A 19,776-nucleotide genomic window follows, 5' to 3' on the forward strand; every position below is an offset into this window, starting at 1 on the left:
GACCCATTGTCGGGTACGACCTAGCGGTACGACCCGCATATCCGCCCGGGGCCATGGGCATACGGGACCAATGGCCCGCGTCCCAGCCGCAGCCCCGCACGCCCTGGCCCAGGTGATGAACTCCATCCGCAACGCCCCGCGCGCCCTCTCCCGCCGACTCCGCCCCCGCCGGACGCCCACCACCACACCCGAACTGGCCGGCCGCCCCCGGCCCTGGACCCGCGCCGCCGGCCTCGTCGCCGTCGTCCTGCTCGGCGCCTGGCTCGGCCTGCTGGTCGTCGGCAACGTCCGCGTCCCCGTCGGCCCCATGAACACGACGATGACGCTGCGCCCGTCCGTCGCCGGCGGCACGAAGATCAACGTCTCTCCGCTGGGCGCCCTCCAGCTCGACAGCCACATCGCCCCGGTCCGCCTCGACGTCAACGTCGACCAGCTCGACCCCGACCGCGCCCAGGCCCTCGTCGACCACCCCGAACGCCTCTCCGGCCTCCAGGACGAGGTCGCCCGCGACGTCGAACACGGCACCCTCGACCTCGCCGTCCGCTCCTGCGTCGCCGTCGTCACCGGCGCCACCGCCCTCGGCCTCGCCGTCTACCGGCGCCCCCGGCGAGCCCTGACCGCGGGCGGGCTCGCCCTCACCCTCCTGGTCGCCTCCGGCGGCACCGCCTACGCGACCTGGAACCCCGACTCCGTCCTGGAACCCAGGTTCTCCGGCCTGCTCTCCTCCGCGCCCTCCCTGGTCGGCAACGCGCGCAGCATCGTGACCGAGTTCGACGTCTACCAGAAGGAACTGGCCCGCCTGGTCACCAACGTGACCAAGCTCTACGACGTCACCTCCACGCTCCCCGCCTACCAGCCCGACCCGACCACGATCCGCGTCCTGCACGTGTCCGACATCCACCTCAACCCGGCGAGCTGGAAGATCATCGCCTCGCTGGTGCAGCAGTACAAGGTGAACGTGATCGTCGACTCCGGCGACACGATGGACCACGGCACCGCCGCGGAGAACGGCTTCCTCGACCCGATCGAGGACCTCGGCGCGCCCTATGTGTGGGTCCGCGGCAACCACGACTCCCGGGAGACCCAGAAGTACCTGCGGAGCCTGAAGAACGTGCACGTCCTCGACGACGGCCGGGCCCGGAACGTCGCGGGCCTGCGCTTCGCCGGCATCGGCGACCCCCAGTTCACCCCCGACCGCTCCCAGTCGGACGGCGCCGAGGCCTCCCAGGAACTGGCCGGCGCCCGCCTGGCCTCCGCCCTGCGCGACCAGAGCACCGCCGGCACCCCCGTGGACGTCGCCATCGCCCACGAGCCGTCGGCCGCCCGCGAGGTCGACGGCGCGGTGCCGCTGGTCCTCGCCGGCCACCTCCACCGCGAGGACATGGAGGTCATGAAGTACGGCACCCGCCTGCGCGTGGAGGGCTCCACCGGCGGCAGCGGGCTGCGCGCGGTCGAGGGCAAGTACCCCGACCCGATCCAGGCGTCCATCCTCTACTTCGACCGGGACACCCGGCGCCTCCAGGCCTGGGACGAGATCAAGCTGGGTGGTCTGGGCCTGACGACGGCCGAGGTCAGCCGCCATCTCCCCAAGGAGAACCAGCCGGGCGCCACCCCTTCCCCCAGCCCCTCGTAAACCGTTTTGGCGATACCTCCCGCCATCCCATATGCTTCTCACGTCCCCGACGCGCTGCGAAGCGCCCAGGCGGGCCGATAGCCCTCATCGTCTAGCGGCCTAGGACGCCGCCCTTTCAAGGCGGTAGCACGGGTTCGAATCCCGTTGGGGGCACGCAGTACATGTGCGACACTGTCGTACGAAGCTTGGTCCTGTGGAGCAGTTTGGAGTGCTCGCCACCCTGTCAAGGTGGAGGCCGCGGGTTCAAATCCCGTCAGGACCGCTGAGGTTTCGTTTCACGTGAAACCTCGCGGCTGGGTAGCTCAGTTGGTACGAGCGATCGCCTGAAAAGCGATAGGTCGCCGGTTCGACCCCGGCCCCAGCCACATATGAACCCCCGTCGAGATCTTCGACGGGGGTTCTGTGTTGCCCGGACGGAAATCGTTCGCCAGGTTTTTCCCGGGGATGAGATCCTGGAACCCGTATGTCTACGCATCCCGCCCCCGCCCTCGGTTCCCTCGCGCCCCGGCTGGCCGAGCTGTCACTGCGCGACGCGCACCGGCTCGGCCGGCGGCTCGAAGGTGCGCGGAAGATCCGTAAGCCCGAGGCCCGCGCCGCCGTTCTCGCCGAGATCGAGACGGAGGTGGCCAAGGCCGAGCAGCGCGTCGGGGAGCGCCGGGCGCGGGTGCCCGTCGTCAGCTACCCCGAGCAGCTCCCGGTCAGTCAGAAGAAGGATGAGATCGCGGCCGCCATCCGTGATCACCAGGTGGTGATCGTGGCGGGCGAGACGGGCTCCGGCAAGACCACCCAGATCCCGAAGATCTGCGTCGAGCTGGGCCGGGGCGTCCGCGGCATGATCGGCCACACCCAGCCCCGCCGGATCGCCGCACGCACCGTCGCCGAGCGGGTGGCGGACGAGCTGGACACGCCGCTCGGGGAGACGGTCGGCTGGAAGGTCCGGTTCACCGACCAGGTGAACCCGGAGTCCACCTTCATCAAGCTGATGACGGACGGCATCCTGCTCGCCGAGATCCAGACCGACCGCGAGCTGCGCGCCTACGACACGATCATCATCGACGAGGCCCACGAGCGGTCCCTCAACATCGACTTCCTGCTGGGCTATCTCGCCCAGCTGCTGCCCAAGCGGCCGGACCTGAAGGTCGTCATCACGTCGGCGACCATCGACCCGGAGCGCTTCTCCCGGCACTTCGGGGACGCGCCGATCGTCGAGGTCAGCGGCCGGACCTACCCGGTGGAGGTGCGTTACCGTCCGCTACTGGAGGAGGAGGGTGACGACGCCGACCGGGACCAGATCACGGCCATCACCGACGCCGTCGAGGAGCTGATGGGGGAGGGCAAGGGCGACATCCTCGTCTTCCTCTCCGGTGAGCGGGAGATCCGGGACACGGCGGACGCGCTGGAGAAGAAGAAGTACAGATTCACCGAAGTGCTGCCGCTGTACGCGCGGCTGTCGCACGCCGAGCAGCACCGGGTGTTCCAGCAGCACACCGGGCGCAGGATCGTTCTGGCCACCAACGTCGCCGAGACCTCGCTGACCGTGCCGGGCATCAAGTACGTGATCGACCCCGGCTTCGCCCGGATCTCGCGGTACAGCCACCGCACCAAGGTGCAGCGGCTGCCGATCGAGCCGATCTCGCAGGCCAGCGCCAACCAGCGCAAGGGCCGCTGCGGGCGGACCAGCGACGGCATCTGCATCCGGCTCTACGCCGAGGACGACTTCGAGGCGCGCCCGGAGTTCACGGACGCCGAGATCCTGCGGACCAACCTGGCCTCCGTCATCCTTCAGATGACCGCGGCGGGCCTCGGCGACATCGAGAAGTTCCCCTTCATCGACCCGCCGGACCACCGCAACATCCGCGACGGCGTGCAGCTCCTCCAGGAGCTGGGCGCGCTCGACCCGGCGCAGAAGGACGTACGCAAGCGGCTGACCGACACCGGCCGCAAGCTGGCCCAGCTGCCCGTGGACCCGCGGCTGGCCCGGATGGTGCTGGAGGCCGACAAGAACGGCTGCGTCCGCGAAGTCATGGTGATAGCCGCCGCGCTGTCCATCCAGGACCCGCGGGAGCGGCCGTCGGACAAGCAGGCCCAGGCCGACCAGCAGCACGCCCGCTTCAAGGACGAGACCAGCGACTTCCTCGCCTTCCTCAACCTGTGGCGGTACGTCCGCGAGCAGCAGAAGGAGCGGGGTTCCTCGTCCTTCCGCCGCATGTGCAAGCAGGAGTACCTCAACTTCCTGCGGATCCGCGAGTGGCAGGACATCTACACGCAGCTTCGTACGGTCGCCAAGCAGATGGGCATCCACCTCGACGAGCAGGACGCTCCCGACGACCGCGTGCACGTCTCCCTGCTGGCCGGACTGCTCTCCCACGTGGGCATGAAGGACGTGAAGGAGGGCGCGAAGAACGAGTACCTGGGCGCCCGGAACGCCAAGTTCGCGATCTTCCCGGGATCGGCGCTCTTCAAGAAGCCCCCGCGGTTCGTGATGTCCGCCGAGCTGGTGGAGACCTCCCGGCTCTGGGCCCGGGTCAACGCGAAGATCGAGCCGGAGTGGGTGGAGCCGCTCGCCGGCCACCTCCTCAAGCGCACCTACAGCGAGCCGCACTGGGAGAAGGACCAGGCGGCGGTGATGGCGTACGAGAAGGTCACGCTGTACGGCGTGCCGATCGTGGCGCAGCGCAAGGTGAACTACGGGCGGATCGACCCCGAGGTCAGCCGCGAGCTGTTCATCCGCAACGCCCTCGTGGAGGGCGACTGGCGCACCCACCACAAGTTCTTCGCGGACAACCGCCGGCTGCTCACCGAGGTCGAGGAGCTGGAGCACCGGGCGCGGCGCCGGGACATCCTGGTCGACGACGAGACGCTGTACGACTTCTACGACCAGCGGGTGCCCGAACACGTCGTCTCGGGTGCGCACTTCGACTCGTGGTGGAAGCACAAGCGCCACGAGCAGCCCGACTTCCTCGACTTCGAGCGCGAGATGCTCATCAACGAGAAGGCGGGGGCGGTCACCAAGGACGACTATCCGGACTCGTGGCGGCAGGGGCCGCTGAAGTTCCGGGTGACGTACCAGTTCGAGCCGGGGGCGGACGCCGACGGCGTGACGGTGCACGTGCCGCTCCAGGTGCTCAACCAGGTCACGGACGAGGGATTCGACTGGCAGATCCCGGGGCTGCGGGAGCAGGTGGTCACGGAGCTGATCCGGTCCCTGCCCAAGCCGATCCGCCGCAACTACGTACCGGCCCCGAACTTCGCGCAGAAGTTCCTGGAGCGGGCGGTGCCGCTCCAAGAACCGCTCACGCTCACCATGGCGCGGGAGCTGAAGCGCATGGTGGGGGTGCCGTTCGACGCCGAGGACTTCGACTGGGCGAAGGTCCCCGACCACCTGAAGATCACGTTCCGGATCGTCGACGAACGGCGCCGCAAGCTGGCCGAGGACAAGGACCTGGAGGCGCTCAAGCTCCAGCTGCGGCCGAAGGCCCGCAAGGCCCTGTCGCAGGCCGCGGCGGCCACCGCCGAACGCAGCGGCGGTGAGTCGCTGGAGCGTTCGGGCCTGACCGACTGGACGATCGGCAGCCTCTCCCGGGTCTTCGAGACCCGCCGGGCCGGTCAGCCGGTGAAGGCGTACCCGGCGCTGGTCGACGACGGCGACACCGTGTCCGTGCGCCTCTTCGACACCGAGGCCGAGCAGGCGCAGGCGATGTGGAAGGGCACGCGCCGGCTGATCCTGCGCAACATCCCGGTCAGCCCGGCGAAGTTCGCGTCCGAGAAACTGACCAACCAGCAGAAGCTGAACCTGTCGGCGAACCCGCACGGTTCGATCCAGGCCCTGTTCGACGACTGCGCGACCGCCGCGGCCGACAAGCTGATCGCGGACTTCGGGGGCCCGGCGTGGGACGAGGAGTCCTACCGCAAGCTCTACGAGCGGGTCCGCGCGGAGATCGTCGACACCACCGTCCGCACGGTGGGCCAGGTACAGCAGGTACTGGCGGCCTGGCAGGCCTGCGAGCGGCGCCTGAAGTCCGTACGGAGCCCCGCGTTGCTGGCGAACCTCCAGGACGTACGGGGGCAGCTGGACGCCCTCGTGAAGCCCGGCTTCGTCACCGAGGCGGGGATCAGGCGGCTGCCGGACCTGATGCGCTACCTGGTCGCCGCCGACCGGCGCCTTCAGCAGATGCCGACCGGTGTGCAGCGGGACACGTCGCGCATGGAGAAGGTCCACGAGATGCGGGACGAGTACGCGTGGCTGCTGGAGCAGCTGCCGCAGGGCCGGCCGGTGCCGCAGCAGGTGCGGGAGGTCCGCTGGATGATCGAGGAGCTGCGGGTCAGCTACTTCGCGCACGCGCTGGGCACCGCGTACCCCGTCTCCGACAAGCGGATCGTGAAGGCGATCGACGCGCTCGCACCGTAGCGCCCGGCTGGTAACGGAGCCTGTGCGGAGGGTGAGTTCGACCCGGGCGCAACCCTCCTGTACAGTCTCTTCTCGCAGCGCAACGCAGAAGAGGCGCCGCGAAACCTGGTCCTGTGGAGCAGTTTGGAGTGCTCGCCACCCTGTCAAGGTGGAGGCCGCGGGTTCAAATCCCGTCAGGACCGCATCGAGAGGCCCGCACCGTTTGGTGCGGGCCTCTTTCGTGTCTCCAGGCGCATCCCGCCCCACACCCCCCAGAGGCCCTCAGCGCCCCTCTCCCGGCCTTGACGGGGTCACATTCGGTCGGTACTTCAAAAGGACAGGGAACGTCCCGTGCAGGGCCCCGGAGGTGGCATATGGCGGCATCGGTCAGGCACGAGACGCGAGCCCTGCTCCGCGCGCATCTGTCGGCCGCGTCGTCGTACCGCCACGCGACACGCCACTGCGCGATCTGCCACCGGCTGTTGCGCCTGGCGCTGGACGCTCCGGGGCCACAGTCTCCGACCGGACGTCAAGAGGGCCTCGACGACGAGAGCGTGCCCGTGGCGTGATCCCCGGAGGATCCCAACACCCTTGCCACGCAGACCTCCTGGAAGCGATGCCTCCACTAGCGCACGGGCAGGGCGGCCAACAACCACCGTGCCATGTGACGGGTGTCACCGCATGAGTTTTTGAAACCGTGGCACTTATGGCTCTCCTACAACTGGTCAATTTAATATGTGCAATTGCACTGGGTCTCGCAGTGCTCGCACAGCCGATCCGACACCCCTCCCCAGACTCCGACAAGGCCGCTCACAGAACCGACCGACGCCCCGCCGCGGCGCACAGGTCCGGACACAAAAAGATCGCGCTGGACCCGGCGGAGTCCAGCGCGATCAACGACGCACCCCCTGTTGGGGCAGGAACGGCGTCACTTGGAGCTGTGGTTCCGAGCGCCTCGACAGGTTGGGGGACCTGCCGTTCTGCCCGGTTATTCAGTTGTTTCAGGCCTCGCTGCGCTGCTGCGGAATGCCCGCGAGCAGAGCGCGGACCTCGGCTTCGCGGTAGCGGCGATGCCCGCCGAGCGTGCGGATCGACGTGAGCTTGCCGGCCTTCGCCCAGCGCGTGACCGTCTTCGGGTCGACGCGGAACATGGTGGCGACCTCAGCCGGGGTCAGCAGCGGCTCGGCATCAGGGGTGCGAGCGGTCATGAGCGGCCTCCTCGGGAGAACCGAACCTTCTCGGTTCATTCCTCTAAATTCTGCACCTTGACCCGCGTTGCCCGAAATGGCGGACGCGAGTCGAGTCGGTTATAGGACGAACGGCTTGTCCTCGGCACTACAACTACACCATCTGTCCAGCCGCGTCGGCCAAACCGATGGAATTGCCCTCCCAGGTGTTCATCAGCGACGGAAGCCGATGGACCATGCCATAGCGGACAGTCACGCCACTGTGACGATCAGTCACAGGGCGATCAGGAGTCACGAGACCCCCCAAAGCGTGCAATGCTGAGATTCCGCCCACAGTGCATCACAGCAGGACGGAAGGAGCCCTCCCCGGGCTCCTTGTCCTATTTTGGCATGAGGAGGGGGAAGCGGCGCAAGAGTGATGTACGTGCGGTCCGTCACGCTTGACGCATACGCCCGGATCGGGACCTACGTCCCTTGTTGACAAGGCATCAGCACATCCGTGACGGGTGTCGGATCGGAAGACGAAACCTCAAAACGGGCGGTACGTCAAACGTCAGTTCGCCGAGCGCCGGTCCCGCACGGCCCGCCAGCGCTCCACCAGTCGCCCGTACGCCTCCCCCGCGGTGGCCGGGTCGCCCTCGCGCAGCGCCTCGATCCCCTCGGCCACGTCCGCCGCGGAGTGGTCGTCCTCCAGCTCCCCGGCCGGCACGGCGTGCACGAGCCCCCCGTAGTCCAGCTCCACGAGGGAGCGCGGGTGGAACTCCTCCAGCCAGCGCCCGACGTCCATCAGCCCGTCGATCAGCGGGCCCTCGTCCACGGCCTCCTTCAGCGCCCGCAGCCCCCGGGCCACGCGCCGCCGGGCCTGCACCATCGGCGTCCGGTAGCGCAGTACCGGCGCGGTCGGCCCCTCGTCGTCGCCGCCCTTGTCGTACTCCCGCTCCGCGTCGGAGACCAGCACGAACCAGTTGATCGGCACCTGCCAGGTGGCGGTACGGATCCAGGGGCGGGCGTCGGGGTTGCGCTCCAGCCAGCGCTCGTAGTCCTGGGTGGTCTCCCGGCGTACGACCGGGGGGATCAGGGCGTCCAGGACGGGCTCCGGGTACTCCCCGGCCAGTTCTCCCAGGGCCTGCCACCCGCGCAGCCGGGTCCGCCAGGGGCAGACGCAGACCACTCCGTCGACCTCCGCCACGAAGGCGTCGGCGCTCTCGTGCACCGGCACCGCCACCGGCGGGGTGGGCAGCAGGTCGGCCAGGGAGCGGCGCAGCTCCACCTGGTAGGAGGGGAGGTCGGGGCGGCGGGCGTAGCGGGCCCAGTGCTCGCGCTCCGGCTCGCGGAAGGCGGCCAGCGGTTCGTACACGCGCAGGTACGCCGCGTAGGGGACGATCACCGAGGACACCTTGGGCACGCCTGCTCCCTCCCCCGCGCTCCGCACCGAAAACCTGCCGGAGCCGATCACAAACGCGCGGGAATCTCTGCAAATCGTCGCACGCCCGTACTCCGTGCGGTGGTGATCCTGAGCACGGTGCGGCGGGGAGACCCCGCCAGGCCCTAATCTCGTGCCACAGTCCCCGCCACCCGCACGGGGACAGGTCTCCACCCGCCGAACCTACACAGGAGTCACCACCGTGACCGACGTAACCGGCGCACCTGCTGATGTACTGCACACCCTGTTCCACTCGGACCAGGGGGGTCATGAGCAAGTCGTGCTCTGCCAGGACCGGGCCAGCGGCCTCAAGGCCGTCATCGCCCTCCACAACACCGCACTGGGCCCCGCGCTCGGCGGTACCCGCTTCTACCCCTACGCGAACGAGGCGGACGCCGTCGCCGACGCGCTGAACCTCGCGCGCGGGATGTCGTACAAGAACGCCATGGCCGGTCTCGACCACGGCGGCGGCAAGGCCGTGATCATCGGCGACCCGGAGCAGATCAAGAGCGAGGAACTGCTCCTCGCCTACGGCCGGTTCGTCGCCTCGCTCGGCGGCCGCTACGTCACCGCGTGCGACGTCGGCACCTACGTGGCCGACATGGACGTCGTGGCCCGCGAGTGCCAGTGGACCACCGGGCGCTCCCCCGAGAACGGCGGCGCCGGCGACTCCTCCGTGCTCACCGCGTTCGGCGTCTACCAGGGCATGCGGGCCTCCGCCCAGCACCTGTGGGGCGACCCGACGCTGCGCGACCGCACCGTCGGCATCGCGGGCGTCGGCAAGGTCGGCCACCACCTGGTCGAGCACCTGCTCGCCGAGGGCGCGCACGTGGTCGTCACCGACGTGCGCAAGGACGTCGTGCGGGCCCTCACCGAGCGGCACCCCTCGGTGGTCGCCGTCGCCGACACCGAGGCGCTGATCCGGGTGGAGAACCTCGACATCTACGCGCCGTGCGCGCTCGGGGGCGCGCTCGACGACGACTCGGTGCCGGTGCTGACCGCCCGGGTGGTGTGCGGCGCCGCCAACAACCAGCTCGCCCACCCCGGAGTGGAGAAGGACCTCGCCGACCGCGGGATCCTCTACGCGCCGGACTACGTGGTGAACGCCGGCGGTGTCATCCAGGTCGCCGACGAGCTGCACGGCTTCGACTTCGAGCGGTGCAAGGCGAAGGCGGCGAAGATCTTCGACACCACGCTGGCCATATTCGCACGTGCGAATGAGGACGGTATTCCGCCGGCCGCCGCGGCCGACCGGATCGCCGAGCAGCGGATGGCGGAGGCACGCCCGCGGGGGTGATCCCGCGGCGGTCCTCCGGTGATCGGGCAGGGCCCTCGCAGGTTTGACCGGTACCCGTCGGGGGGAGTTGGAGAGAACTCTCACTTATCCCGGCGGGTCGACCGTCGAAAGGTGGTTAAAATCGCCGTTGACCAGCGAGGACGGGGCGCCTCGAGGGTCCTGGGGATGGCCACGTGCTGCGGGCGACGTACCGTATGGGCGTGGGCTCAGGTACCGTGGAAGCCCTACGGACCGGTCTCTCCACGGAGAGCCCGTTCCGGACCATGAACGCGTGTCAAGACTCTGGGGCCGTCGAGCCCCGTCGTTGAGGGGGTCGAGCCATGGGGCGCGGCCGGGCCAAGGCCAAGCAGACGAAGGTCGCCCGCCAGCTGAAGTACAACAGCGGTGGGACTGATCTCTCCCGCCTGGCCGAGGAGCTGGGCGCATCGCCGTCGAATTCGCAACCGCCGAATGGCGAGCAATTCGAGGACGATGAGCAAGACGATGACGTGTACGCCAAGTACGCCGACCTCTATGAGGACGACGACGAGGACGAGGACGGCCAGTCCCCGGGCCAACAGCGACGCGGCGCTTGACCTTGCACTGAGCAGGTTCCCGGTCGGTGACGTATGTCACCGGCCGGGTTCTGTGCTACCCGCGGGGTCTCAGCCGGCGTAGTCGCCCACCAGTGCCGCGCCCGTCTCGTGGTCCGTGCGGTCGGTGATCTCGCCGGCCACCCAGGCGTCCACGCCGCGGTCGGCCAGGGTCGTCAGGGCCACGTCCGCCGATTCCTCGGGCACGATCGCGATCATGCCCACGCCCATGTTCAGGGTCTTCTCCAGCTCCAGGCGCTCGACCCGGCCGGTACGGCCGACGAGGTCGAAGATCGCGCCCGGGGTCCAGGTGGAGCGGTCGACGACGGCGTGCAGCCCGTCGGGGATCACACGGGCCAGGTTGGCCGCGAGGCCACCGCCGGTGACGTGGCTGAAGGCGTGGACCTCGGTGGTGCGCAGGAGGGCCAGGCAGTCCAGGGAGTAGATCTTGGTCGGCTCCAGCAGCTCCTCGCCGAGGGTGCGGCCCAGACCGTCCAGGTGGGCGTCGAGGGCCAGGCCGCCCTCGTTCAGCAGGACGTGCCGGACGAGCGAGTACCCGTTCGAGTGAAGCCCGGAGGACGCCATGGCGATCACCGCGTCACCCGTACGGATGCGATCCGCGCCGAGAACCCGGTCGGCCTCCACGACGCCCGTACCGGCGCCGGCGACGTCGAAGTCGTCCTCGCCGAGCAGGCCGGGGTGCTCGGCGGTCTCGCCGCCCACCAGGGCGCAGCCGGCCAGTACACACCCTTCGGCGATGCCCTTGACGATCGCGGCGACGCGCTCGGGGTGGACCTTGCCGACGCAGATGTAGTCGGTCATGAAGAGCGGCTCGGCGCCGCACACCACGATGTCGTCCATGACCATGGCGACCAGGTCGTGGCCGATGCTGTCGTAGACGCCCAGCTGCCGGGCGATGTCGACCTTGGTGCCCACGCCGTCGGTGGCGGAGGCGAGCAGGGGGCGCTCGTAGTTCTTGAGGGCGGAGGCGTCGAAGAGGCCGGCGAAGCCGCCGATGCCGCCGAGGACCTCGGGGCGGCGGGTCTTCTTCACCCACTCCTTCATCAGCTCGACGGCGCGGTCGCCCGCCTCGATGTCGACGCCCGCGGCTGCGTAGCTGGCACCAGTTGTGTCAGGCATGACGATTAAGACCTTCGTGTCGTACGGCAGGTATTGCGGACGGACGGCTACGGGCGACGGATGGCGTCGGCGGCGGCCGTACCGGCGGGCCCGGCGGCCAGCTCGGTCTCCAGGAGCTGCTTGCCGAGCAGCTCGGGGTCGGGCAGCTCCATCGGGTACTCGCCGTCGAAGCAGGCGCGGCACAGGTTCGGCTTGGCGATGGTGGTCGCCTCGATCATGCCGTCGATGGAGATGTAGGCGAGCGAGTCGGCGCCCATGGAGGTGCCGATCTCCTCGACGCTCATGCCGTTGGCGATGAGCTCGGCGCGGGTCGCGAAGTCGATGCCGAAGAAGCAGGGCCACTTCACCGGCGGGGACGAGATCCGGATGTGGACCTCGGCGGCGCCGGCCTCGCGGAGCATGCGGACCAGGGCCCGCTGGGTGTTGCCGCGGACGATGGAGTCGTCCACGACGACCAGCCGCTTGCCCTTGATGACTTCCTTCAGGGGGTTCAGCTTCAGGCGGATGCCCAGCTGGCGGATGGTCTGCGAAGGCTGGATGAAGGTGCGGCCGACGTAGGCGTTCTTGACCAGACCGTTGCCGAAGGGGATGCCGGAGGCCTCGGCGTACCCGATGGCGGCGGGCGTGCCGGACTCCGGGGTCGCTATGACCAGGTCGGCCTCGGCGGGGGCCTCCTTCGCCAGCTTGCGGCCCATCTCGACGCGCGAGAGGTAGACGTTGCGGCCGGCGATGTCGGTGTCCGGGCGGGCCAGGTACACGTATTCGAAGACACAGCCCTTGGGCTTCGCTTCTGCGAATCGCGACGTGCGCAGGCCGTTCTCGTCGATGGCGACGAACTCGCCCGGCTCGATCTCCCGGACGAAGCTGGCGCCGCAGATGTCGAGGGCGGCGGACTCGGAGGCGACCACCCAGCCGCGCTCCAGCCGCCCGAGGACCAGCGGGCGGATGCCCTGCGGGTCACGGGCGGCGTAGAGGGTGTGCTCGTCCATGAAGACGAGGGAGAAGGCGCCGCGCACCTGGGGCAGCACCTTGGCGGCCGCCTCCTCGATGGTCAGCGGCTTGCCGTCGTCGTCCACCTGGCCCGCGAGCAGGGCCGTGACCAGGTCGGTGTCGTTGGTCGCCGCGACCCGGGTGGAGCGGCCGTCCTGCTTGGGCAGGTCGGCGACCATCTCGGCGAGCTGGGCGGTGTTGACGAGGTTGCCGTTGTGCCCGAGCGCGATGGAACCCTGCGCGGTGGCACGGAACGTCGGCTGGGCGTTCTCCCACACGGAGGCACCGGTGGTCGAGTAGCGGGCGTGACCGACCGCGATGTGACCCTGGAGCGAACCGAGTGAGGTCTCGTCGAAGACCTGGGAGACCAGGCCCATGTCCTTGAAGACGAGGATCTGGGAACCGTTGCTTACCGCGATACCCGCGGATTCCTGGCCTCGATGCTGGAGGGCGTAGAGCCCGAAGTAGGAGAGCTTTGCGACCTCTTCGCCCGGAGCCCAGACACCGAAGACGCCGCATGCGTCCTGGGGGCCCTTCTCGCCTGGAAGCAGATCGTGATTGAGTCGACCGTCACCACGTGGCACGCCACCGAGTGTAGGCGAGATCGACCACTGGTCCGAATTTGGGATTTCGGCTCACCAGTGGGTCACCGATCGGCCACGGCTCGCACGGTCTTCCCGTCTTCGCTGGTCAGGGTGAGGGTTTCCTGATCGATCCGGTAATCGACCGGACCCTTGAGGAAGCTCAGCATCCGCTTCTCGGCGTCCATGAGTGAGCCTTCGCACATCATTCGGGTCGTGGAAGGGGCGCCGACGGTGATACGGCCGTCGCTGACGGTGGCCTTGGCGTTGACGCGGTTGCAGGGGAGGCGGCCGGAGACGGTCTTGGCCTCCGGGTCGAAGGTGAGGTGGGCGCGGTCCTGCTGGGCCGGGCTGGTGACGGTCCACTTGGTGCCGTACAGGGACGCGTCCTTCGCCCGGCTCAGCTCGACGGTGTCGCCCCCGGAGGTGGTGAACGTCAGGCCGTCGCCCTCGCTCTCGGTGGTGAGCGTGCCGGTGGTGAGGGCGCGGCCGAGGGACTTCTCGAACTCGACGGGCGTCTTGTCGCAGGCCTTCTCGGTGAACATGGCGTCGGTGAGCCGGACGCTCTCGCCCTTGACGTCGGCGCGCGCGCTGAAGGTGTTGCAGCCGGTGCTGCCCTCCGCCTCGCCGGCGTCGTCGATCCGGACCCGCGCCTCGTCCGGTGCCTTGTGGGTGGTGCCGTCGACGGTGACGCTGTCGATGCTCCACTGCACGCCGGTGATGGGCTTTCCGGCGCCTACGGAGGCGCTGCCGTCGTCCGCCTTCTCGCTGCCGCAGGCCGCGGCGAGCGGGACGAGCGCGGCGACGGCCGCCACGGTCAGGGTCTTCCTTCGCTGCTGCTTCTGCCTGTACATGGCGATTCGACGGAGGACTGGAGGATCTGGTTCCCCCCGCTCTCCCCGTGGCCGGCGGCGGCCGTCGCCCGGTCAGGCGAGCAGGGGCAGCAGCGCACCCAGGTCGGCCCGCTCGCCGCTCGCGCTCAGCTTCGCCTCGGCCACGGCGTCCTTCCAGGTCAGCCGCCCGGTGGCCAGCCGGACCCAGGTCAGCGGGTCGGTCTCGACGACGTTGGGCGGAGTGCCCCGGGTGTGCCGGGGGCCCTCGACGCACTGGACGACTGCGTAGGGCGGGATCCGCACCTCGGTCGAGGCGCCGGGCGCCTTCACGGCGAGCGCGTCGGCGAGCAGCCGGGTGGCGGCGGCCAGGGCCTGCCGGTCGAGGGGGATCTCGAGGCCGGGCACGGCAGCGGTGAGGTCGTCGGTGTGCACGACGAGTTCGACGGTGCGGGTGACGACGTAGTCGGCGAGCGGCAGCGCGCCCGCGCTGGTGGGGAGCAGGCGGCTGCCCGGGTGGGTGTCGAGGCGCTCGGTGAAGCGCCGTTCGACGTCGGAGAGGTGGGCGTCGAGGTCGGGGTGGTCGGCGGCCAGCCGCCGGGCGGTGCCGGCGATGGCGTCCGCGTCGGCGGCGATCGCGAACGGCCAGTCGAGCAGCCGCCCGTCCTGCCGCGCGGGCTCGGGCTCGCCGAGCAGCCGGTCCACGGCGGTCAGCGCCATCCCGACGTGCGCGACCAGCTCCCGCACGGTCCAGTCCCCGAGCCGGGTCGGCAACGCGAGCTGCTCGGCCGTGAGGCCGCGGACGGCCGCCCGCACGTTCCCGAACTGAGCGAGAACGGCGGCACGGGTGCGGGCGGGGTCGTAGGCGCGGGGGCGTCTTCTGGCGGGCGGCATGGGGCGAGCCTATGCGGATGCGCCGGTCGGCGAGGGGGCCTCGAAGACCTCGCCGTTGCGGGGGACGCCGAGGTCGTGCCAGGTGAAGGGGACCCCTCGGGCGGTGTCCGGGTCGGGGCCGTCCATCAGCTGGAAGTGGACGTGCGGCTCGGTGGAGTTGCCGGAGTTGCCGCAGCGCCCCAGGACCTGACCGGCGGTGACCCGGTCGCCCTCGCGGACGGCCAGGGAGCCGCGCCGGACGTGGGCGTACAGGGCGTGGATGCCGTCGCCGAGGTCGAGGACGACGTGGTTGCCGATGATGCGGCGGACGCCGGCCATTTCGCGGACCGAGCCCTCCAGGATCATCAGGTACAGCAGCGCGGGCAGCGAGGTGCGGCTCAGGTGGTCGCGCTGGGTGTCGCAGACCCGGACGACGGTGCCGTCGGCCACCGCGAGCAGCGGGGCGCCGAACGCCGGGAAGTCGCGGTTGCGGCGGGCGATCGGCCACAGCGCGCGGAAGCCGGGGCGGGCGCCGGGCTCCGGCTCGGCGACGAGGTCGATGGCGAAGGTCTGCCCGTAGGCGTGGATGCCGTGGCTCGGGGTGCGGTCGGCCGGGCTGTTCAGCGCGGACCAGCGGCCGGTCACGGGCGGGCCGACCTCGACGGGTTCGCGGGCGGTGCCGGGGGCGTCCGGGGCGCCGCCCCAACGGTTGACCACGGTGATGAGGACGTACGCGAGGACCAGCGGCAGGAAGGTCCACCACCAGGGGTGTTCGAGGTCGAAGAGCACACTGGCCGCGACCGCGCCGACGAAGGCCAGTTGCAACATGCGGAAGGCCGTCATGGCGAGCTTGCGTCCGGACATGGTTCCCCCTTGGTCGCGGTGTTCCCGGTCAGTGCCGGGTCGTCGAGAGCGCCACGAGCAGCGGTACGACCCGCCCCGGCGGCACCTCGTGGCGTCCCCGGCCGGTGGTGTGCAGCCAGCCGGCGCCGGTGAGCTGGCGCAGGTGGTGGTAGATCTGGCCGGTCGTGCCGACGCCGTCCAGCTCGGCGAGTTCGGCCGCGGTGCGCCGGCCGCCGAGGATCTCGCGGAGCAGCCGCAGCCGTACCGGGTGGCCGAGCGCGGCGAACACCTCGGCGGACTCGGCCCAGTCGGCGTCCAACAGTCCCTCGGTGAGCGCTCCGTGCTGCCAGGCGTACTGCTCCCCGGTCGCGAGGCGGACGGAGCCGGTGAACAGGACGCCGCCGTCCGCCGCGCCCAACTCGGTGAGCTGCGCCTTCAGTCCCTCCAGGGCCCAGAAGTCGCCCTCACCGGGTCGGGGAGCGGGACGCTCCCCGACCTCCTCCAGTGCCGCCAGCCGCCGTTCGAGATCGGCGACGCGTTGTTCCAGTTGCTCCACTCGTTTGAGATTACGTAACTACGTAATCTCGCGCAAGGCCCGCGGTCCGCGGCCCGGCGCCGCCCGGACATGCGGAAGGGCCGCCCGGAAGGTTCCGGACGGCCCTTTCACCTGGTGCGACTCCTAGGCCAGCAGCCCCGGGATCGTCCCCTCGTGGACCTCGCGCAGGTCGGTCAGGGAGAGGGAGAACTCGCCCTGGACCTCCACCGCGTCGCCGTCGACCACGCCGATGCGGGTGACGGGCAGGCCGCGCGCGCCGCACATGTCGTTGAAGCGGACCTCCTCCGAGCGCGGGACGGCGACGACCGCGCGGCCCGCCGACTCCGAGAAGAGGAAGGTGAAGGCGTCGAGCCCGTCCGGTACGACCAGACGCGCGCCCTTGCCGCCGAGCAGCGCCGACTCGACGACCGCCTGGACCAGACCGCCGTCGGACAGGTCGTGCGCGGAGTCGATCATGCCGTCGCGGGAAGCGGAGATCAGGATCTCGCCGAGCAGCCGCTCGCGCTCCAGGTCGACCTTCGGGGGCAGGCCGCCGAGGTGGTCGTGGACCACCTGGGACCAGGCCGAGCCGCCGAACTCCTCACGGGTGTCGCCGAGGAGGTACAGCAGCTGGCCGTCCTCCTGGAAGGCGACCGGCGTGCGCCGGGCCACGTCGTCGATGACGCCGAGGACCGCCACGACCGGGGTCGGGTGGATGGCCGCCTCGCCGGTCTGGTTGTAGAGCGAGACGTTGCCGCCGGTCACCGGGGTGCCGAGCTGGAGGCAGCCGTCGGCCAGGCCGCGCACGGCCTCCGCGAACTGCCACATGACCGCGGGGTCCTCCGGCGAGCCGAAGTTGAGGCAGTCGGAGACCGCGAGCGGCTTGGCGCCGGTCGTCGCGACGTTCCGGTACGCCTCCGCGAGGGCCAGCTGCGCGCCCGTGTAGGGGTCGAGCTTGGCGAAGCGGCCGTTGCCGTCGGTGGCGATGGCGACGCCGAGGCCGGACTCCTCGTCCACGCGGATCATGCCCGAGTCCTCGGGCTGGGCGAGGACGGTGTTGCCCTGCACGAAGTGGTCGTACTGCTGGGTGATCCACTGCTTGGACGCCTGGTTCGGCGAGCCGACCAGCTTCAGGACCTGGTCCCTCAGCTCGTCGGACGACTGCGGCCGGGGCAGCTTGTTCGCGTCGTCGGCCTGGAGGGCGTCCTGCCACTCGGGGCGGGCGTAGGGGCGCTCGTAGACCGGGCCGTCGTGGGCGACGGTGCGCGGGTCGACGTCGACGATCTTGCCGCCGTGCCAGAAGATCTCCAGACGGTCGCCGTCCGTGACCTCACCGATCACCGTGGCGATGACGTCCCACTTCTCGCAGATCTCCAGGAAGCGGTCGACCTTCTCCGGCTCGACGACCGCGCACATGCGTTCCTGCGACTCGCTCATGAGGATTTCCTCGGGAGAGAGGGTCGAGTCGCGCAGGGGTACGTCGTCCAGCGTCACGCGCATGCCGCCGGAGCCGTTGGACGCCAGCTCGCTGGTCGCGCAGGACAGGCCGGCCGCGCCGAGGTCCTGGATGCCGACGACCAGCTTCTCGGCGAACGCCTCCAGGGTGCACTCGATGAGCAGCTTCTCCTGGAAGGGGTCGCCGACCTGGACGGCCGGGCGCTTGGACGGCTTGGCGTCGTCGAAGGTCTCGGAGGCCAGGATCGACGCGCCGCCGATGCCGTCGCCGCCGGTGCGGGCGCCGTACAGGATGACCTTGTTGCCCGCGCCGGACGCCTTGGCGAGGTGGATGTCCTCGTGCCGCATGACGCCGATGGCACCGGCGTTGACCAGCGGGTTGCCCTGGTAGCAGGCGTCGAAGACGACCTCGCCGCCGATGTTGGGCAGACCCAGGCAGTTGCCGTAGCCGCCGATGCCGGCGACGACGCCGGGCAGCACGCGCTTGGTGTCGGGGTGGTCCGCGGCGCCGAAGCGGAGCGGGTCCACGACGGCGACGGGACGCGCGCCCATCGCGATGATGTCGCGCACGATGCCGCCGACGCCGGTCGCCGCGCCCTGGTAGGGCTCGACGTACGACGGGTGGTTGTGCGACTCGACCTTGAAGGTGACCGCGTAGCCCTGGCCGACGTCGACGACACCGGCGTTCTCGCCGATGCCGACGAGCATCGCGTCGGACTGGGGGGCCTTCTCGCCGAACTGGCGCAGGTGGACCTTGCTGCTCTTGTACGAGCAGTGCTCGGACCACATGACGGAGTACATGGCGAGTTCCGCGCCGGTCGGGCGGCGGCCGAGGATCTCCACCACCCGCTCGTACTCGTCCTTCTTCAGGCCCAGTTCGGCCCAGGGCAGCTCGACGTCGGGGGTCGCGGTCGCGTGCTCGACCGTGTCCAGAGGCGTCCGGCTCATGCGTTGACCAGCTTCTTGAGGATCGAGGTGAAGAACGGGAGGCCGTCGGTGCGGCCGGTGCCGATCAGCGGCTCGACGGCGTGCTCGGGGTGCGGCATGAGGCCGACGACGTTGCCCGCGGCGTTGGTGATGCCCGCGATGTCGTTGAGCGAACCGTTCGGATTGAAGTCCACGTAGCGGAAGGCGACGCGGCCCTCGGCCTCCAGCTCGTCCAGCGTCCGCCGGTCGGCGACGTACCGGCCGTCCATGTTCTTCAGCGGGATGTGGATCTCCTGGCCGGCGGTGTAGTCGCTGGTCCAGGCCGTGCCCGCGTTCTCCACCCGCAGCTTCTGGTCGCGGCAGATGAAGTGCAGGTGGTCGTTGCCGAGCATGCCGCCGGGCAGCAGGTGGGCCTCCGTGAGGATCTGGAAGCCGTTGCAGATGCCCAGTACCGGAAGACCGGCCTTCGCCTGGTCGATGACGGTGTCCATCACCGGCGAGAAACGCGCGATGGCGCCGGCCCGCAGATAGTCGCCGTAAGAGAAACCACCGCAGAGCACCACGGCGTCGACCTGCTTGAGGTCCTTGTCCTTGTGCCAGAGGGCGACGGGTTCGGCGCCGGCGACGCGGATCGCGCGCTGCGTGTCCCTGTCGTCGAGACTGCCGGGGAAAGTGACGACGCCAATACGAGCGGTCACTTCACGGCCTCCGCGACTGCGTCTTCCGACTCGACCTTGACGGTGAAGTCCTCGATCACGGTGTTGGCGAGGAAGGATTCCGCAAGATCATGGATGCGGGCGAGGGCGGCGTCGTCGACGGGCCCATCCACTTCCAGTTCGAATCGCTTTCCCTGGCGGACGTCCGAGATCCCTTCGAAACCCAGCCGCGGCAGTGCGCGCTGCACCGCCTGGCCCTGGGGGTCGAGGATCTCCGGCTTGAGCATGACGTCGACTACGACGCGTGCCACTGGCACTCCCGGTGTGTGGTGCTGAGCAGGTCCCTTCAGACTACCCGTACAAAATTTCTACGCGCGTAGCCTTGGAGGAAACTACGTGAGCCCGATCACGATTGGGCATCGGCGGGGGACGCCGGAGAAAAGCTTC

At 69.9% G+C, this 19,776-nt stretch carries 16 protein-coding genes and 4 tRNA genes; 9 read left to right on the forward strand and 11 right to left on the reverse strand.

Annotated features, from left to right (window positions below):
• Positions 1–70 precede the first annotated feature (70 nt).
• The 7 genes from ACZ67M_RS20370 to ACZ67M_RS20400 all read left to right on the forward strand — a co-directional run bounded on the left by ACZ67M_RS20370 (position 71) and on the right by ACZ67M_RS20400 (position 6,589).
• Positions 71–1,633: a metallophosphoesterase family protein gene (locus tag ACZ67M_RS20370; protein WP_469852083.1), complete on the forward strand. Its 1,563-nt coding sequence runs from the start codon at positions 71–73 to the stop codon at positions 1,631–1,633.
• Between the two features lie 80 nt (positions 1,634–1,713).
• Positions 1,714–1,786, forward strand: a tRNA-Glu gene (locus tag ACZ67M_RS20375).
• Positions 1,787–1,820: 34 nt separating this feature from the next.
• Positions 1,821–1,895: transfer RNA gene (locus ACZ67M_RS20380), tRNA-Asp, on the forward strand.
• 29 nt (positions 1,896–1,924) lie between these two features.
• Positions 1,925–1,998: transfer RNA gene (locus ACZ67M_RS20385), tRNA-Phe, on the forward strand.
• A gap of 98 nt (positions 1,999–2,096) precedes the next feature.
• Positions 2,097–6,041 (forward strand): ATP-dependent RNA helicase HrpA, encoded by a 3,945-nt coding sequence (gene hrpA, locus ACZ67M_RS20390; protein ID WP_469852085.1) that lies wholly within the window; start codon positions 2,097–2,099, stop codon positions 6,039–6,041.
• A 107-nt stretch (positions 6,042–6,148) separates the two neighbouring features.
• Positions 6,149–6,223: transfer RNA gene (locus tag ACZ67M_RS20395), tRNA-Asp, on the forward strand.
• A gap of 171 nt (positions 6,224–6,394) precedes the next feature.
• A complete protein-coding gene (locus ACZ67M_RS20400; RefSeq protein WP_361356484.1) occupies positions 6,395–6,589 on the forward strand; it encodes a DUF6274 family protein in 195 nt (64 codons plus the stop codon).
• Positions 6,590–7,021: 432 nt separating this feature from the next.
• On the opposite strand, the gene bldC is transcribed toward ACZ67M_RS20400, so the two are convergent.
• A complete protein-coding gene (bldC, locus tag ACZ67M_RS20405) occupies positions 7,022–7,228 on the reverse strand; it encodes a developmental transcriptional regulator BldC (RefSeq protein WP_003949541.1) in 207 nt (68 codons plus the stop codon).
• Positions 7,229–7,760: 532 nt separating this feature from the next.
• Positions 7,761–8,612: a DUF8083 family protein gene (locus ACZ67M_RS20410; protein ID WP_385800505.1), complete on the reverse strand. Its 852-nt coding sequence runs from the start codon at positions 8,610–8,612 to the stop codon at positions 7,761–7,763.
• 220 nt (positions 8,613–8,832) lie between these two features.
• Here ACZ67M_RS20410 and ACZ67M_RS20415 point away from each other — a divergent pair, with 220 nt between their 5' ends.
• Both ACZ67M_RS20415 and ACZ67M_RS20420 read left to right on the forward strand, forming a co-directional pair.
• A complete protein-coding gene (locus ACZ67M_RS20415; RefSeq protein ID WP_125492941.1) occupies positions 8,833–9,927 on the forward strand; it encodes a Leu/Phe/Val dehydrogenase in 1,095 nt (364 codons plus the stop codon).
• Between the two features lie 320 nt (positions 9,928–10,247).
• A complete protein-coding gene (locus tag ACZ67M_RS20420) occupies positions 10,248–10,502 on the forward strand; it encodes a DUF3073 domain-containing protein (protein ID WP_122616965.1) in 255 nt (84 codons plus the stop codon).
• 69 nt (positions 10,503–10,571) lie between these two features.
• Here ACZ67M_RS20420 and purM read toward each other — a convergent pair whose 3' ends face one another.
• The 9 genes from purM to purS all read right to left on the reverse strand — a co-directional run bounded on the left by purM (position 10,572) and on the right by purS (position 19,640).
• On the reverse strand, positions 10,572–11,639 hold the full coding sequence (purM, locus tag ACZ67M_RS20425; protein ID WP_392010951.1) for a phosphoribosylformylglycinamidine cyclo-ligase: 1,068 nt from the start codon (positions 11,637–11,639) through the stop codon (positions 10,572–10,574).
• Between the two features lie 47 nt (positions 11,640–11,686).
• A complete protein-coding gene (gene purF / locus ACZ67M_RS20430) occupies positions 11,687–13,213 on the reverse strand; it encodes an amidophosphoribosyltransferase (protein WP_392010954.1) in 1,527 nt (508 codons plus the stop codon).
• A gap of 62 nt (positions 13,214–13,275) precedes the next feature.
• Positions 13,276–14,064: an META domain-containing protein gene (locus tag ACZ67M_RS20435; protein ID WP_361356492.1), complete on the reverse strand. Its 789-nt coding sequence runs from the start codon at positions 14,062–14,064 to the stop codon at positions 13,276–13,278.
• Positions 14,065–14,136: 72 nt separating this feature from the next.
• A complete protein-coding gene (locus ACZ67M_RS20440; RefSeq protein WP_469852086.1) occupies positions 14,137–14,934 on the reverse strand; it encodes a maleylpyruvate isomerase family mycothiol-dependent enzyme in 798 nt (265 codons plus the stop codon).
• A gap of 9 nt (positions 14,935–14,943) precedes the next feature.
• Positions 14,944–15,777 carry a M23 family metallopeptidase gene (locus tag ACZ67M_RS20445; RefSeq protein ID WP_467320424.1) on the reverse strand — a complete coding sequence of 278 codons (834 nt, stop codon included), beginning with the start codon at positions 15,775–15,777 and terminating at the stop codon, positions 14,944–14,946.
• 28 nt (positions 15,778–15,805) lie between these two features.
• Entirely contained in the window at positions 15,806–16,312 is a 507-nt protein-coding gene (locus ACZ67M_RS20450; RefSeq protein ID WP_469852088.1) for an ArsR/SmtB family transcription factor, read from the reverse strand.
• 123 nt (positions 16,313–16,435) lie between these two features.
• Positions 16,436–18,694, reverse strand: coding sequence for a phosphoribosylformylglycinamidine synthase subunit PurL (gene purL / locus ACZ67M_RS20455; protein WP_392010966.1), 2,259 nt, complete (start codon positions 18,692–18,694; stop codon positions 16,436–16,438).
• Positions 18,691–19,371, reverse strand: a complete 681-nt coding sequence (gene purQ, locus ACZ67M_RS20460; protein ID WP_061443786.1) for a phosphoribosylformylglycinamidine synthase subunit PurQ — start codon at positions 19,369–19,371, stop codon at positions 18,691–18,693. Before purQ ends, purL begins: the two co-directional genes overlap by 4 nt.
• A complete protein-coding gene (purS, locus tag ACZ67M_RS20465; protein ID WP_122616955.1) occupies positions 19,368–19,640 on the reverse strand; it encodes a phosphoribosylformylglycinamidine synthase subunit PurS in 273 nt (90 codons plus the stop codon). Before purS ends, purQ begins: the two co-directional genes overlap by 4 nt.
• Between the last annotated feature and the right edge of the window lie 136 nt (positions 19,641–19,776).

This window comes from Streptomyces sp. NPDC107500, from assembly GCF_055582785.1.

Bases quoted from the DNA above. Each gene is read 5' to 3' on its own strand.
- ACZ67M_RS20440 (WP_469852086.1), bottom strand. From the start codon at position 14,934: ATGCCGCCCGCCAGAAGACGCCCCCGCGCCTACGACCCCGCCCGCACC.
- ACZ67M_RS20435 (WP_361356492.1), bottom strand. From the start codon at position 14,064: ATGTACAGGCAGAAGCAGCAGCGAAGGAAGACCCTGACCGTGGCGGCC.
- ACZ67M_RS20370 (WP_469852083.1), top strand. From the start codon at position 71: ATGGCCCGCGTCCCAGCCGCAGCCCCGCACGCCCTGGCCCAGGTGATG.
- purL (WP_392010966.1), bottom strand. From the start codon at position 18,694: ATGAGCCGGACGCCTCTGGACACGGTCGAGCACGCGACCGCGACCCCC.
- ACZ67M_RS20445 (WP_467320424.1), bottom strand. From the start codon at position 15,777: ATGTCCGGACGCAAGCTCGCCATGACGGCCTTCCGCATGTTGCAACTG.
- ACZ67M_RS20400 (WP_361356484.1), top strand. From the start codon at position 6,395: ATGGCGGCATCGGTCAGGCACGAGACGCGAGCCCTGCTCCGCGCGCAT.
- purM (WP_392010951.1), bottom strand. From the start codon at position 11,639: ATGCCTGACACAACTGGTGCCAGCTACGCAGCCGCGGGCGTCGACATC.
- hrpA (WP_469852085.1), top strand. From the start codon at position 2,097: ATGTCTACGCATCCCGCCCCCGCCCTCGGTTCCCTCGCGCCCCGGCTG.
- bldC (WP_003949541.1), bottom strand. From the start codon at position 7,228: ATGACCGCTCGCACCCCTGATGCCGAGCCGCTGCTGACCCCGGCTGAG.
- ACZ67M_RS20420 (WP_122616965.1), top strand. From the start codon at position 10,248: ATGGGGCGCGGCCGGGCCAAGGCCAAGCAGACGAAGGTCGCCCGCCAG.